Source organism: Cellulomonas sp. GTC20042 (assembly GCF_055389595.1).
This window is the reverse complement of the sequence record NZ_AP043678.1, coordinates 2186330-2200669: the sequence shown is the minus strand read 5'-3', so window position 1 is coordinate 2200669 and position 14340 is coordinate 2186330. Positions and strand designations below refer to the sequence as shown.

The 14340-nt window shown below is 69.6% G+C and carries 19 protein-coding genes and 1 pseudogene; 12 read left to right on the top strand and 8 right to left on the bottom strand.

The features are described from left to right. Positions 1 to 177 precede the first annotated feature (177 nt). The 11 genes from ACZ5HG_RS10345 to ACZ5HG_RS10295 all read left to right on the top strand — a co-directional run bounded on the left by ACZ5HG_RS10345 (position 178) and on the right by ACZ5HG_RS10295 (position 9322). Positions 178 to 1164, top strand: coding sequence for a hypothetical protein (locus tag ACZ5HG_RS10345; protein ID WP_464175851.1), 987 nt, complete (start codon positions 178 to 180; stop codon positions 1162 to 1164). Positions 1165 to 1167: 3 nt separating this feature from the next. After that, positions 1168 to 2715 (top strand): HK97 family phage prohead protease, encoded by a 1548-nt coding sequence (locus ACZ5HG_RS10340; RefSeq protein ID WP_464175849.1) that lies wholly within the window; start codon positions 1168 to 1170, stop codon positions 2713 to 2715. 26 nt (positions 2716 to 2741) lie between these two features. Next, positions 2742 to 3071, top strand: a complete 330-nt coding sequence (locus ACZ5HG_RS10335; RefSeq protein WP_464175847.1) for a hypothetical protein — start codon at positions 2742 to 2744, stop codon at positions 3069 to 3071. Then, positions 3068 to 3436 carry a hypothetical protein gene (locus tag ACZ5HG_RS10330; RefSeq protein WP_464175845.1) on the top strand — a complete coding sequence of 123 codons (369 nt, stop codon included), beginning with the start codon at positions 3068 to 3070 and terminating at the stop codon, positions 3434 to 3436. Before ACZ5HG_RS10335 ends, ACZ5HG_RS10330 begins: the two co-directional genes overlap by 4 nt. A 2-nt stretch (positions 3437 to 3438) precedes the next feature. Then, positions 3439 to 3867 (top strand): hypothetical protein, encoded by a 429-nt coding sequence (locus ACZ5HG_RS10325; protein ID WP_464175843.1) that lies wholly within the window; start codon positions 3439 to 3441, stop codon positions 3865 to 3867. Positions 3868 to 3880: 13 nt separating this feature from the next. Next, positions 3881 to 4381, top strand: a complete 501-nt coding sequence (locus tag ACZ5HG_RS10320; RefSeq protein ID WP_464175841.1) for a hypothetical protein — start codon at positions 3881 to 3883, stop codon at positions 4379 to 4381. A gap of 1 nt (position 4382) precedes the next feature. After that, positions 4383 to 5525, top strand: coding sequence for a hypothetical protein (locus ACZ5HG_RS10315; RefSeq protein ID WP_464175839.1), 1143 nt, complete (start codon positions 4383 to 4385; stop codon positions 5523 to 5525). A gap of 1 nt (position 5526) precedes the next feature. Beyond that, positions 5527 to 7308, top strand: a complete 1782-nt coding sequence (locus tag ACZ5HG_RS10310; protein WP_464175837.1) for a hypothetical protein — start codon at positions 5527 to 5529, stop codon at positions 7306 to 7308. Then, a complete protein-coding gene (locus tag ACZ5HG_RS10305) occupies positions 7305 to 8423 on the top strand; it encodes a hypothetical protein (RefSeq protein ID WP_464175835.1) in 1119 nt (372 codons plus the stop codon). Before ACZ5HG_RS10310 ends, ACZ5HG_RS10305 begins: the two co-directional genes overlap by 4 nt. Before the next feature lie 4 nt (positions 8424 to 8427). After that, a complete protein-coding gene (locus ACZ5HG_RS10300; RefSeq protein WP_464175833.1) occupies positions 8428 to 8880 on the top strand; it encodes a hypothetical protein in 453 nt (150 codons plus the stop codon). 145 nt (positions 8881 to 9025) lie between these two features. Further along, on the top strand, positions 9026 to 9322 hold the full coding sequence (locus tag ACZ5HG_RS10295; protein ID WP_464175831.1) for a hypothetical protein: 297 nt from the start codon (positions 9026 to 9028) through the stop codon (positions 9320 to 9322). On the opposite strand, the gene ACZ5HG_RS10290 is transcribed toward ACZ5HG_RS10295, so the two are convergent. Further along, a complete protein-coding gene (locus tag ACZ5HG_RS10290) occupies positions 9264 to 9704 on the bottom strand; it encodes a hypothetical protein (protein ID WP_464175829.1) in 441 nt (146 codons plus the stop codon). The two genes, ACZ5HG_RS10295 and ACZ5HG_RS10290, sit on opposite strands and share 59 nt — an antisense overlap. Positions 9705 to 9744: 40 nt before the next feature. Then, entirely contained in the window at positions 9745 to 9933 is a 189-nt protein-coding gene (locus ACZ5HG_RS10285; RefSeq protein WP_464175827.1) for a hypothetical protein, read from the bottom strand. Between the two features lie 58 nt (positions 9934 to 9991). On the opposite strand from ACZ5HG_RS10285, the pseudogene ACZ5HG_RS10280 reads away from it, so the two are divergent. After that, positions 9992 to 10249, top strand: a pseudogene (locus ACZ5HG_RS10280) (3-methyladenine DNA glycosylase); the annotation flags it as partial. Positions 10250 to 10261: 12 nt separating this feature from the next. Here the strand turns inward: ACZ5HG_RS10280 and ACZ5HG_RS10275 are convergent. The 6 genes from ACZ5HG_RS10275 to ACZ5HG_RS10250 all read right to left on the bottom strand — a co-directional run bounded on the left by ACZ5HG_RS10275 (position 10262) and on the right by ACZ5HG_RS10250 (position 14255). Next, positions 10262 to 10777, bottom strand: a complete 516-nt coding sequence (locus ACZ5HG_RS10275) for a hypothetical protein (RefSeq protein WP_464175824.1) — start codon at positions 10775 to 10777, stop codon at positions 10262 to 10264. A gap of 6 nt (positions 10778 to 10783) precedes the next feature. Continuing rightward, positions 10784 to 11056 (bottom strand): hypothetical protein, encoded by a 273-nt coding sequence (locus ACZ5HG_RS10270; RefSeq protein ID WP_464175822.1) that lies wholly within the window; start codon positions 11054 to 11056, stop codon positions 10784 to 10786. After that, positions 11010 to 12533, bottom strand: a complete 1524-nt coding sequence (locus tag ACZ5HG_RS10265) for a hypothetical protein (RefSeq protein WP_464175820.1) — start codon at positions 12531 to 12533, stop codon at positions 11010 to 11012. Before ACZ5HG_RS10265 ends, ACZ5HG_RS10270 begins: the two co-directional genes overlap by 47 nt. A gap of 2 nt (positions 12534 to 12535) precedes the next feature. Beyond that, entirely contained in the window at positions 12536 to 13252 is a 717-nt protein-coding gene (locus ACZ5HG_RS10260; protein ID WP_464175818.1) for an ATP-binding cassette domain-containing protein, read from the bottom strand. Positions 13253 to 13313: 61 nt separating this feature from the next. Next, positions 13314 to 13571: a hypothetical protein gene (locus ACZ5HG_RS10255; RefSeq protein WP_464175816.1), complete on the bottom strand. Its 258-nt coding sequence runs from the start codon at positions 13569 to 13571 to the stop codon at positions 13314 to 13316. A gap of 225 nt (positions 13572 to 13796) precedes the next feature. Next, positions 13797 to 14255: a carboxypeptidase-like regulatory domain-containing protein gene (locus tag ACZ5HG_RS10250; RefSeq protein ID WP_464175814.1), complete on the bottom strand. Its 459-nt coding sequence runs from the start codon at positions 14253 to 14255 to the stop codon at positions 13797 to 13799. Positions 14256 to 14340: the final 85 nt, after the last annotated feature.

Genomic DNA, 14340 nt, shown 5'->3' with positions numbered 1-14340 from the left:
GCAAGGCGTGGCAGGTGGCGCGGGCCAGGGCGAGGCGACGCACCCGCGAGTGATAACCACTCGCACCAGGCTTGTCCTGTGCGGATCTTCGGCATGGGGCGTGTCCCCTCGACGCAGGCGGCGGAGATCCTGTCGCCCGGTCGTCGAGCGCGGATTCACTCGCCGTGGTCGCCCGGCATGTCGGTCAACGTCATGGCGGCGGACTGGCTCGGAGCGCAGAACCTCCCGGCGACGCGCGAGGAGGCGATGCGGGTCCCGGCCGTGGTCGGCGCGCGCAACCTCATCACCGAGTCGCTGGCCGGTGGCGTCCTGCGGGCGTTCCAGAACGAGACCCGGATGGCGCGCCAGCCCCGGTGGCTGACCCGCACCGACTCGGAGATGCCGCCCCAGCGCCGCCTCGCCTGGACGTTCGACGACCTGCTGTTCGGCGGGTTCTCGCTCTGGGCCGTCGACCGCGCCAGCAACGGGCAGATCGGCGACGCCATGCGGGTGCCGCCGGAGCGGTGGGACTTCGACGAGCAGTTCCAGATCCTCGTCGATGACGAGGAGGCCAAGGCCGGTGAGGTCGTGTTGTTCACCGGCCGGGATGAGGGCCTGCTCATCACCGGCTCCGACACGATCCGACAGGCGCTGGACCTCTCGGCGGCCGTGGGCCAGCGAGTGCGCACGCCGGTCCCCACGACGCTCCTCAAGGAGCAGAACGAGGCGGGCCGGTCCGACGGCTCTCCCGAGGACCCCATCGACCCGGAGACCGGCGAGCCGCAGAACGAGGTCAAGGACCTCATCGACGGCTACATCAACGCCCGCCGTGACCCCCGTACGGGCAGCGTCGTCTACGTCCCCTTCGGGATCGCGGTCGAGGCCTTCGGGCAGGCCGACATCGGTCTGTACGAGCAGGGCCGGAACGCCAGCACGCTCGACGTCGCCCGGCTCACGGGCATCCCGGCGAACCTCCTCGATGCCAGCGGCGTCGCTGCGTCCTTGACCTACGAGTCGACCGAGGCGACGCGCTCGATCCTGCTGGACCGCCTGCGGGGCTGGGCCTCCCTGGTCGACTCCCGCCTCTCGATGGACGACTGCACCGCGCCGGGTACGCGCATCGCGCTCGACATCTCCCACCTGTCCGGCCCGAACTCGGGCCTGCCGTCGCCCTCGGAGGACTGAGCCATGACCAACGCCACCATCGTCGCCGGGACGCTCACCGCGTCGCGCGCGGACCGCGTCGTCTCCGGGCTGCTCCTGCCCTACGGCGAGGTCGGACGGACGAACCTCGGCAAGTTCGCCGTCCCGCGCGGTGCGTTCGAGATCCCGGCCGACCCGTCGGTCGTGACGCTCAACCTCCAGCACGACTCCGAGCAGCCGGTGGGCCGTGCGCTGACGCTGACCGACACCGACGCCGGGATCGTCGCCGCGTTCTCCGTGGCCCGCACGGCCGAGGGCGACGCCTACTTGGACGAGGTCGAGCGCGGCGAGCGCAACTCCCTGTCGGCCGAGGTCTCCGGCGTCGTGATCCGCGCGGGCAAGGCCATGGCCGGACGCCTGTACGCCGCCGCCGCTGTACTGGCCGGTGCCTTCCCGAGCGCGACCCTCATGGCCGCCGACGCGGGCGACCTCGACGACGAGGACGAGCAGGACCCCCAGACCCCCGAGGGCGACCAGCCCGAGGACGATGCCGCGAGCGCGGCGGACGAGGAGATCACCGTGGACGAGACCACGACCGCCGACGCCCCGGAGGACGAGCGCCAGACGCTGACCGCGTCGCTCCCCGGCGGGATGCGCGGCACCAACCCGACCAAGGCCAAGGGCAACGACGGCCGGACGCTGTTCGCGCGCCTGGCCGAGGCCCACGGCTCGATCAACTCCGGGCGCCTCCTGGCGGCCCTGGACCAGGTGATCCAGGGTGACGCCGAGTCGGCCCAGGTCAAGCAGTGGCTGGGCGAGGTGTACGCCTCGCGGACCTACCAGCGGCGGTTCGCCAACCTCATCAGCCACGGCGACCTCACGGGCCTGCACGCCGTCGGGTGGAAGTTCACCGAGGGCAAGACCCCGACGGTGGGCGACTACGCGGGCTTCCCGGCGCAGCCGACCTCCACCGAGGTCAAGACCGAGGCGGTCACCCTTGACGCCTCGCGGATCGCCGGTGCGGCGGCCGTCGACCGGGCCTTCGTCGACTTCAAGGTTGACGGGTTCTGGAGCGGCTTCTACCGCGAGGCGACCAACGACTACGAGCGCAAGATCGACGGCAAGGTCATCTCGCTGCTCACCACGGCGGGCAACTTCACCGCCGTCAACTCCTCGCTGGCCACGACGCCGTCGGGTGTCTCCCGGGCCGCCGCGCTCATCGTGGACGGCGCCCTGAGCGTCATCAACGCCGAGCGCGGCCTGCCGACCTTCGCCATCGTCGGTTCCGCGCTCTACCGCGACATGCTGCTCACCCGCGCGGACGACACCTTGGCCTACCTCAACGCCGCGCTCGGTCTGGAGGAGGGGTCGCTGACGGGCTTCCAGATCGTCCCGACCGCCAACGCCGCGCTGACGAACAAGGTCGTCGTGGGGGCCAAGGAGGCCGCGACGCTCTACGAGTTGCCCGGCAGCCCCATCCGCGTGGACACCGTGTCCATCGCCACGGGCGGCGTCGAGACCGGCGTCTTCGGCTACTGGGCGGGGGTGTCCAACGACGCCAAGTCCGTCGCCCTGGTCACCCCGACCGCCTGACCGAGCGCCCGACGAGACGGAGGGAGGTGGCGTCCGTGCTGTGGATCGAGCCCGACAGTGACCTGCTGGACGGTCTGTGGACGGACGCCGCCGCCCTGTCCACCGAGACGCTCACCATCGTGCTGGAGGCTGCCCAGGACCAGTGCTCGGCCTACGCGCCGACGCTGGCCGAGGACGCCGAGGTGCCCGCCCGGTACAAGGTCGCGCTCGTCATGCAGGCCCGGGCAATCTACCGATCGCTCATCGCGGGCGCCGACGACCAGATCGGTCCCGACGGGATGAGGATCACCGTCTACCCGCTCGACCGCACGGTGAAGGGTCTGCTGCGACCGCCTTGGATCAGGGGTCCGCGATGAGCCTCCGGAGTGAGATCGCCGACTTCCTGACCGACCGTCTGCCGGACACTTGGCGGATCTACGCCTACGGCCGCGACCTGGACGGGGTCGGCAAGGCCCCGACCGTGATGGTCGAGCAGAAGAGCGTGAGGCCCAGCACCGCTGCCTGGGGGCTGCTGGAGGTCGAGGTGGTCATCAGCCTCGCTGTCGGTGCGGAGGACCCGGCCAAGGCGGAGGACGCCCTGGAGGACGCGCTGTTGCCGCTGCTGGACGTTGTCGGGGACCTGCCCGCGCTGTCCGTCGGTGAGGCCGTCCGGGGCGTGATCCAGGACCGATTCAACGCCTACTCGCTCACGCTCACCGTCCAGACTCAGAAGGAGAACTGACCATGACCGTCCTCGCCTCTCCGAAGGCCCTGGTGCTCAAGGAGTTCGACCTCCTGTTCGGTACGGGCACGCCGGACGACTTCGCCGCGCACGCCTCCAGCGTCACCTTCACCCCATCGGGTGGCACGGTGACCTGGGCGGGCGGCAAGCAGAACACCATCACCGACGCCACCGTCCCGACCTGGACCTGCGGTGTCGACTACGCCCAGGATTGGGCTTCCGCCAAGTCGCTCTCGCGCTACTTCTGGGACCACGAGGGCGAGCACATCCCGGTGAAGTTCACCCCGACCCACGGTTCGGGGCCCTCGTTCGAGGGCGTGGTGATCGTGACCTCGGGCGCGGTGGGTGGCGCCGTGAACGCCGTCTCGACCGCCTCGGTCACGCTCGGCATGGAGGGCAAGCCGACGCTCGTCCCGGCCTCGGGCTCCTGACGTGGCGTCGCGGGTGGAGGGGCCGAGGGAGGCGCGGGCTGCTGTGGTCGCGCTGCGCTCGATCGACGCCACCACCCGCAAGGCCCTGAACCGGTCCGTGCGCGAGGTGGTGAACCCGGCCTGGCAGGGGGCGGTGCAGAGCAACGTGCGCACCAAGATGGATGGCCTCGTGCTCGCCAAGGGCGCCCGGGTCAATGTCGGTGCCAGGCCTGCTCTGGTCGCCGCGTCCTCCACCCGGCCGCTCTCCGGCGGCTTCACCCCCGGGCGTGCGAGGGCGTGGGCCGCGTGGGAGTTCGGCAGCCCGGCCCGCAACTTGCGCAGGGAGTACCAGGGCACGTCGCCGAAGGGCGCGAAGTATTCGATCACCCGCCGGACCCGTCGGCAGGTGCCGAACGAGGTCAAGGGCGGGCGCGTGCTCTACCCGGCGGTGAACGACATCGGTCCGCGCGTCTACGCGCTCTGGAGCCAGACCAGCATCCGGCTCATCTTCGAGGCGTTCGAGAAGGGGGCGTGACGTGGCAGGCGGCTTCCTGTGGAAGATGGACTGGGACGTCAACCCGCTCAAGCGTGGCGGCCAGCAGGCGGCTGACGCGATCGAGAACGCAGTGGACGTCTTCGAGGACCTCGCGAAGTCCGCCGACCGCGCGACCGAGAAGGCCGGGAACTCCCTGGGCGACGAGGTCAAGAGCGGCACGAGGACCGCCGAGAAGGCGCTGGACGCGCTCGAAGATGCCTTCCGCGACGCTGCCCGCGAGGCAGACCGGCAGTCGAAGAAGGCCGGGGACGACCTGGGCGACAACGTCCGCCGTGGCTCCCGCGAGGCAGAGGACGCCACCGGGGAGTTCAAGGACGAGGCCCGGCAGAACTTCTCCGAGGTCGCCAGTTCGTTCAGCGGCGACATGGACTCTGCCGTCGACCTGGTGCAGGGCACGCTCGGCGGTCTGGCGGGCACGTTGACCGGTCCGGTCGGCCTCGCGCTCGGCGGTCTGGCTGCCTCCGCCGGCCTGTTCTACAACGCCTGGCGGGAGAACAGCGAGGCCACCCAGCAGCGGATCTCCGACATGTACGAGGACATGACGGAGAGCGGCAACAAGTACCTGTCGGAGCAGTACCTGAAGGACGCGATGAACGACATCATCACGGGTGCCGACGGGGCTGCGACGTCGCTGGAGAACGTGGAGGACAGCGCCGAGCGGGCGGGTGTCTCGACGTCCACGATGCTGCGGGCGTGGGCCGGTGACCAGGACGCGATCAACGAAGTCCTGGAGAAGACCAAGGCCAAGCAGGACGAGATCACCACGGCGTACGACGGTGCTCCGCTGGCGCAGGAGGACCGGGCCAGGAAGTCCCGTCTCCAGGACATCGTGAATGGCTTGGAGGGCGTGATGGAGTCCACCGACAACGCCCGGGCCAAGACCGAGTTGTGGGACCAGGCGCTGTCGGAGTTGCCGAGCGGCAAGCGCACCGACGTCCAACTGTTCACGAACGCGGCTCAGGACACGCTGAATTCCTGGACGCGATCGACCAGCCCGTACGTGACCGCCACCGTCAACGTCGATCGCTCGCAGGCACAGACCGCTGTGGATGCCGCACTGCGCGGGGTTCGCCCGACCGTCCAGGTCGCGCTCGATGCCATCGCCGGATTCCGGAGGCCCTGACATGCCCGTGACCCTGACCGCGACCCCGCTGCCCGGTGAGGCTGCCGTGCGCCTGCACGCCTCGGCGTCGGTGCCCGCCTACCCGACGGTGGTGTCGGAGACCCTGACCGGTCTGGACGCTGCGGCGATCCTCGCGACGGCGAGCCGGTGGACGACCTTCGGCCCGTGGAACTGGCGGATCACGGCCAACGGCGTCGGTGCCTTCGGCTCCCTCCAGTTCCAGGCCTACACGATGACGACCCCGGGCACCTACCCGGCCCGCTCCCACGGGGTGCGTCGCACGATCAGTGGCCTGACCGTCGGGCAGCGGTACCTGGTCTACATCGGTCTGGATCCGTCGGGCGCGTACGACGGGCCGATCGAGGTCAGCATGGGTGGCGCGACCACCGTCCTGCGGCACGGGATGCCGGACTTCGAGGACGACGGCGCGTGGCCGGTCGGTCAGAACTCCGGGGCGATGCCGGACACCCCCTACGTCTTGGACTTCACCGCAACGGCCACGAGCCACGTCATGGAGTTCACGAACCTGGCCGCGAACCAGCCGATCCAGTTCGGGTTCATCTGGCTGCGCGTGGTGCCGGTGGTCACGGGGACCACGCTGACGCAGTCGGACTTCATGGCCGACGACACCAGCGTGACCCTGACCGCGACCGCACCGGCCGGGCTGTCGGCAACGCGGGTGTTCGAGCCCGTCGGCAACATCGCCGCGCGGTTCGCCCCGACGTCGGGCCCGGTGGTCGTCCCGACACACCTGGGCCTGATGAAGGTGCTCACCGGCCTGACCGTCGGTGTGCGGTACCGGGTGACTGTGGCTGCTGCCGCCGGGGGCTACATCGCCGACAAGGGTGACGGGACCGGCATCGGGTGGTCCGGTCCATGGCGGCTGTCGATCTCGGGCACCAGCGTCGCACCGGAGTCGGGTCCCTCGACCTGGCTCTCCGCTGAGTTCGTCGCCACGAGCCCGGCCGCGAGCCTGTCCATCACCTTCAAGTTCGCGCAGTCCCTCGCTGCCGGGGACACCGCCTCGCTGCGGCTGGGGTACCTGCGCCTGGACTCGGTCCCCGACGCCGACGACGCCTACACCCTGCGCACCTTCACCCGCGCCGACGCCAACGGCACCCGGCCGGTGCGGATCTACGAGGGCTCGGACCTGTCCGCCGGTGAGTTCGTCGCGACCGACTTCGAGCCGTCGATGCTCGGGCCGCTGGTGTACTCGGTCGAGGTCTTCAACTCGATCACTGGGACCACCGAGACCGCGACGGCCACCGCCACCCTGGACGGCGCGGTGACCCGCGCGCGCATCGCCCCGGCCTCGCTGCCCTCTCAGGGCGAGTGGTACGACCTGGCACCCGGGCTGACCCTGGGCCGGGAGACCACGACGACCGTCGCGCAGGTCATCAACCGCCCCGACCCGCTGGTGACGCTCGGTAGTCAGACGCTGCGCCGGGGCACCCTCAAGATCTGGGCTCCTGACTACCAGGCGGGGACGGCGCTGGAGCGCGTGTTCAACGCCGGGGAGACCGTGTTGCTCAGGCAGCCCGACTACCTCGGGCAGGACATGTACATCGTGGGCACCAGCACCTCCCTGGACCTCCAGCCGGAGACGACCGACCCCCGGCGCTGGATTCTCGAAGTCGAGTACACGGAGGTGGCTGCCCCGACGACGCCGCTGCGGGGCTCGATCGGCTGGACCATCGCCGCGAGCACCGCCCGCAACCCCACGCTGGCAGCATCCCGGGCGGAGTTCCCGACGGTCCTCGATCTGCTGATCGGTCCGCAGTGAGCACGCTGACCGCACCCTTCGACCCCGCCTGGTCCTCGCGACTCGGCGGGGCACTGACCATGCTCACCAACGTCCTGGTGACGGGCTCCGGCATCGACCCGATCACCCTCGACGTGATCGACGGGACCGTCACCTACGACGAGGACGCGGCTCCGCACATCGTGGCCACCCTGACCTGCCGCGTCCCCGACACCCAGGCGACCCTCGACGCCCTCGATCCTCGGCTGGTCCGCCGCCTGGTGCTCACCACCGGCTACCGCGTCCCGGGGACCAGCGAGAGCCATGTGCTGGCCGATCTGCGGCTGCTGTCGCGCGTCGTGAACCGCCCGGACAACACGATGACCATCGTGGCCGTCTCCGGCGAGCACGCCGTGCAGGACACCAAGCCGATCGCCACGAGCATGTCGTTCACCGCCGCGTCTGACGGGGGAGCGGCCATCGCCGCACTCATCGGCTGGGCCGTCCCCGGTGCCACCGTGAAGGTGTCGGCCAGCGGGCAGTTCGTCACCGGAGCCGACACCCTCCTCGTAGACCGCGAGGACGAGTTCTGGCCCACCATCTCCGACATCGCCGACCGCATCGGAGCCTGGGCCTACCACGACGGGCTCGGCACGTTCCATGTCGTGCCCCAGCCGGTGAATGCGGGCTCGGCGGCAGCCATGCTCAACGTCGGGGCGCTGGGAACCATCACCAGGTCGCAGGCCGACCTCTCCCGTGAGGAGTGGGCGAACACCGTCGTCGTGGTCTACCAGTGGTACGACGGCGAGAGTCGCACGGCGTTCGGGTGGGCAGAGGTCACCGACGGCCCGCTGTCCGTGCCCGCCGTGGGCCGGAAGGTCAAGACGGTCACGATCGAGCGTCAGGGCAGTGCTGCGCAGGCCAAGGCAGCAGCCGCGTCGATCGTGCGCCGGACCGTGTCCCGTGGCCGCTCGCTCAGCATCGAATTCGAGCACGCGCCCTGGTGGGTCCGCCCTGGCCAGACCATCACCGTCGGCCTGCCGACCGGACCGCAGGAGCGGCACCTGGTCAGGCGCATCGACTTCGACATCCCTAGCGGGCGGGGGCACGTCACCACCCGTCAGCCCGAGAACGTCACGATCAGCACTGGAGAGTGATCCCATGCCCGCATCCACCAGCCAGCGCGGCTACACGTACGCCACGTCCGGCGACGCGAACGACCTCGCTCTGATCAGCCAGCGGCTCGCCGAGCAGATCGACGCCGACGTGCAGGCCCAGGCCGGTCGGCTCACGACGCTGGAGACCGATACCGACTGGGTCCAGATCACGACCTTCAACACCGGGTGGTCTGGCTACGTCGGGGGAGGCTGGAACGGCGTCGTCGTCCGCAAGGTCGGGCGCACGGTCTACGTCGCCGGAGCGGTCACCAAGTCCGGCACCGTCGTGAACGGCGAGACCGCGTTCACGCTGCCGGTCGGCTTCCGCCCCGCTCGTCAGACCATCGGGTGGGCGACCACCGGTCTGTGGCCGACCTTCACCGTGAGCGGCAACGTGACCGTGCAGCCGGGCACCGTGCCCACCGCCATCGCAGGCACCTTCCTCGCGGCCTCCTGATGCCCTACTTCGAGCCCGGGTCCCGGTCCTGCCTCAGATGCGGCGTCCTCGTGCCCGACCCCGGTCGTGACACCCATGTCGAGTTCCACGAGCGGATCGACCCCGCACCCACCGAGCCCGACCCCGAGCCCACCGAGGAGCCCGCGTGACCCCCGACCAGATCGACCTCAGCGCGATCGTCAACCCGTGGCAGGCCCTCGTGCTCGTGGTGTTCATCGTCGGCGTGCTCTTCGTGCCCCAGGTGGGCGCGTGGGTCCAGGCCCGGCGCTCCGCCTCCGCCGTCAACGACGTGAAGAAGACGCTCACGACGAACAACGGCGGGAACCACATCAAGGACAGCCTGGACCGGATCGAGGCCGCTCAGAAGGAACAGGGCGACACGCTCACTGCGCTGGGTCAGCGGGTCGAGGCGCTGGAGCGTCGTCGGCGGTGGTGGGGCTAGGAGGCTTCACGAGGTCGAGTTCGTCACCAGTGACCTTCAAGTCGACGAACCGGTTTGGGTCGTTCGGGTCGGCGTTCTCGCCTATGTCGCGCAGCAGGGCTTCACCTAGTTCCTCGCGGAACTCCATGTTCCGAAGGACGCCATCCAGGGGCGTAGAGGGCTTGACCGCCACGATTGGCACCGGCACACGCTCCAGGTACAAGCGGACGAACTCCTCACGAGGGATGAACTTGTACTCCGGTTCCTTGTCCCGTGAGGCCAACGTCTGCACCCTGATGGGATCCTCGTCCGGCGGGAACAGTTCTGGCAACGGGGACAGGATGTCGTCGCGGAGCAGCAGTGCGTGCGCGTCTGCCTTCCAGGTGTAGCCCTCGATAGTCATGCCCTGAGGCTAGGTCGAGTGCAGCGCCCGCGTGGCCGATTCAGACGCGGAAGTTCAGCGGGACCTCTCCGCCGCCCACCTTGCTCGGGCACTTCGGGTTCAGGCAGACGCGGATGCCGATGGTCTCCGGCTGGCCGCTCAGCGTGCCCTCGGTCATGATCCGTGGGTCGATGGTGATGGGCTTCCCGCAGGCGCGGCACGGGCGCTTGTCGTCGGTCTCGTCTCTCATAGCGGGGACGGTACGACCCGGGTGCGACACTAGGGTCAGATGCAGGAACCGACACTGATTGGACCTGTACAAGTGGGCGCTCAAGCTCGGGCCGCTGGTGCCGGGGGACCTGCTGCTGGACTGCTTCGCCCTCGCCGCGGAGATCCGCCGGACCGACATGCAGGCCTCGCCCTACGACGTGTCGCGGTTCGGGCTGGAGCCGGTGGCGATCGAGACGCCGGAGGGCAAGGCGGAGTACGTGCGGCGGCAGCGCGGGTTCGCGGTGCGGTCGGCGGTGCTGCGCGAGCGGCTGGTGAGCTGCTGCGCCCTCGGCTGACGACGGGTGCCCTCAGTGCGGTGCCCCCTGTCTTCGCGCGATGATCGATCGTGCGGCGCCGAGGAGCGCCATGCCGTCACCGAACGGCGGCAGCAGGAAGAGGAGGTGCATCAGGTACCACCATCCCGTCGCGCTGCCGATCGTCAGGAGGACCGCTCCCACGGTCCCCGCAGCGATCGGGCCGGCGAGGGCGACGAGGACACTCTCCGCCCGGGTGAGCGAGCCCTCGGGGATCTGCGAGACGCGCAGCGCGGAGGTCTCCAGACGCACGCGCGTCACCCCGGGGATCCGCAGGAGGACCAGCGCGTGGGCGAGCTCGTGCACGAGGAATGATCCGACCAGGCCGCCGAGCGTGACGGTCCACCACCTCGCGGTCAAGGCGATGAAGGCGTGGTCGCCCGACCAGATCCACCAGAGCAGGCTGCCGAGCGTGAGCGGGATCAGGACCGTGTAGGCGGGCCAGGCGAGTCTCACCACCGCGCCGGTGGTGGTCAGCAGCGCCGCGCGGACGCCCTGCCGTGGGCGCACGGTCCGCTAGCTCACGTCCAGGCCGGCGGCGGCCTTCTGCGCGATGAGCGCCGCGCGACGCCTCGCGAGGAAGCGGTAGGTCCCGCGGACGAGCGTCAGCCACAGTGCGGTCGCCAGGAACACGACGAGCACCGGGACCGCGTTGGTGACGCCGAGCGTCAGATCCACCGCTCCGTCCGAGCTCTCGACCGACCGGAACTCGAGCGCACCAAACAACCCGGTGCGGTGAACGTCACCGGAGTTGTCTCCCGTGAACATCATGATCAGCAGCGATCCCACGCAGATCATGAGCGTCAGGATCGCCGATCCGACGACGATGTTGACGATCGGAAGAACTCGTTTCATGACGTCTCCTTGAATTGTCTGCCGATATTCCCAGAACGGAATAGGTGGCGAACATCAGCACGGCTAAGCACGCGATCGTCACGACGGCAGCCGCGGGCAGGTTGAGCATCCCGATCGCCATCGCGCCGAGCGCGGAGACCATCGCGACCGAGGTGACCCCGACGAGCACCGCCAGGGGGTTGTCTTTCTCGGTGGGGAAGATCACGCCGATGCCGACCATCACGACGGAGGTGACCACGGTCACCCCGAGCGCAGTGCAGGTGGCACCGGCCCACGCGGTGTCGAGGCAGGCCGCGACCGCGGCGAAGATTGCGGTCAACGGGACGACGAGCACCGCCTGGGCCCGGATCATCAGGCCGAAGGTGTGCAGCGGCGAGTGCCGACTGCCGTAGATGACGCGCAGTGGCGTCGTGCTGCTGAACTGGTAGAGGCCGCTGAAGGGCACGACCGTGATCGCCCAGACGGGGTTGGTCCCGCGTGCCGCCAGCCAGACGTGCACGAGCAGCGCGAGGACGACCGCGGTGACGGTCTGGGAGCTGCGCAGGAGGCTCAGGTCGTAGGGGTTGAGGAGGTGACGCAACCTCCGGCCGGTCCAGAGCCGTACGTAGCGGCCCTGGTGGACGTGGCGTCGGGGGGACAGCGCCACGACGAGGGCGGACAGAGCCGCCACCGCGAGCAGGACTGCGAGCATCGTGGGGACGGTGCCGATCGATCGCTGGAGCCGGCTGACGGTGGTCACCCAGAGGTGGGCCTCCCGCCCTTGCAGGTAGGCGCCGGTGATCTCGCCGACCAGCGCCTGGCTGCGACCGGTGCCCAGGATGACGAGCCCGAACAGGGCGACGATGTTCAGCACGCCGGCGATGCGATCCAGCCGCAGGACGACCCAGAGCCGGGTCAGCAGCTGGTAGAGGACCGACACGACGAGGTAGGTGAGCACCGCCGGGAGGACGAGCGAGGTGAGCACCGGTTCGACGGAGGCCACGCCCAGGAGCGCGATCGAGCAGGCGCAGAGGGCGAACAACCCGCCCGCAGCGATCACCCCGGTCATCGCGACCTCGTAGACCAGCAGCGCCAGCGCACGCTCGCGGTTCGTGACGGGGAGCTGGAAGGTCAGCTCGAGCATCCCGTCGGCGTGGACGAACAGCACCTTGACGATGAGCAGCGCGATCAGCACCCAGACGATCGTCGAGACCGTCGTCGCGTCGAACAGCAGGCTCCAGACCGCTGGGTCCTCGGTGAGGCCGTCGAGAAACTGGTAGGCCGCTGCCGTGGTCCCCGCCACGTAGACGGTCGCGGCGAGGGTGATCCCGATGCGGACGGAGCGGAGCCGGAGGGCGCCGGCCGACAGCGCCCGCCTGACGAAGAAGATGAGCAGCATCCGCGCCACGACGAGCGCACGAGCGATCCGCATCGCTACCGGGACCCGGACTTCAGGTACCCCATGACGAACTCGGCGAGCCCTCCGCCCTGCTCGAGCAGAGCCTCCGCCGGCTCGTCGAGCACGGTCACGCCGAAGTCGAGCAGGACGATCCTGTCGGCGACCCGTTCGAGCACCGTGAAGTCGTGCGTGCAGAGCAGCACGGCGTGGCCGTCGGATCGCAACGTCATGAGCTCGGCGGCCGCGCGGTCGAGTGCCTCCACGTCGATGCCGTTGAGCGTCTCGTCGATGACTGTCAGGGGTCGCCGGACGAGGAGCGCGGAGATCAGCTGCGTCTTCTTCCGCATGCCGTGCGAGAAGTCCTCGATCAGGTCGTCGTAGCGACCCTCCATGGCGAAGTCTCGGAGCAGCGCCCCGGCGACCGTGTGGTCGAGATCGACGTCGTAGAGCTGCGCGATCATCGAGAGGTACTCGCGTGCCGTCAGGAAGTCGGGGAGGTAGCCGTCGGACGCGAGGTGGATGGCCCGTGACCGTGCGTCGCGGTGGTCGTGGGCGATCCCGTCGATCCGGATGCGGCCGTGCTGGAGCCGAAGCAGGTCGAAGACGGTGTTGATCAGGGTCGACTTCCCGGACCCGTTGGGTCCGATCAGACCGACGATGGTTCCGGGCTCCACCGTCAGCGAGACGTCGAGCAGGACGTTCGTCGTGCGGTCGTACGAGTAGGTGAGGTGTTCGACCTCGAGGACGGACATCCCGATCAGCTCCTTCCGGATCGGGTCCCGTCATCGGTGACGACGGGACCCGATCACGCGGCTAGACGCACTGGACGTTGACGGAGACGCCGGTCCACTTCCAGTTCCAGCTGCCGGTGAAGCTCTTGTTCTTGTAGACCGTGCACCAGATGGCGAGCGCCGTCGCGACGACCATCGCCAGGACGAGGAGCACGGCGAGCAGGACGACGAACCAGGCGTCGTAGCGGACGAGCGCGCCGTCGATCCTGGCCTGGAGCGATTCGACGGCACTCCGGGCACCGACTTCGGTCGCGACAGCCTTCTGCATGAAGTAATTCATCGAGATGCACCTCTCCGTGCGTTTCGGTTCGGGTGTGTTCCTGCGGTGTTAATTGATCCTGGCACAGCCGCAGAGGATCGATCAAGGCATTCGCGCGCGCGGACCAGTGTTTTCCCTGTGCCCGTTTTGTCGTTCATTGTGCCAAGCGAGACAAAGTGCGTCGCATTGCCGGATCGCCGCACGTCGCCGGTCACAACTGTGGGCACGACCAGTGGCCCGAGGCGCTCACTCCTCGACCCAGAACCCGAACCCTTCGCCCCAGGCGACGTGGATCTCGGCGTCCTCGCCGAGGTCGACCTCCGCGCACTGGTAGATCCCCAGCGGGTCACGGCCGGGATCGCCCTCGGCGCAGCAGCCGTAGTAGGTGCCGGGCGGCACGTCGAGGGTGAAGCGCCCGCGGTCGTCGGTGACGACGACCTGACCGCCCGCGCCCTCGATCTCGTCGGCGGTGACCTCGGCGTAGCCGACCTCGGGCGGCGACCCGTCGGGTCCTGTGCCGGGGCCCAGGAGGTCGGCGGCCGCAGTCGGGAGCACCAGGACGGTCCGGTCGGTCATCGGGTGGCCGCTCCGCGCCGAGGTGCCGACGCCGTCGATCGACTCGAACACGCCGTGCTGCCCCTCGGGCGACCCGCAGGCGGCGAGCAGCAGCACCAGCAGCGATCCGCCGATCAACGTGCGGCGCATCCCACCCTCCTCCGGTCGCCGGGAGGGGCGGACCTGGCTGGACGGTAGCGAGCGCCGGGCCTGGCACGGTGCGGAACGCCGCGGG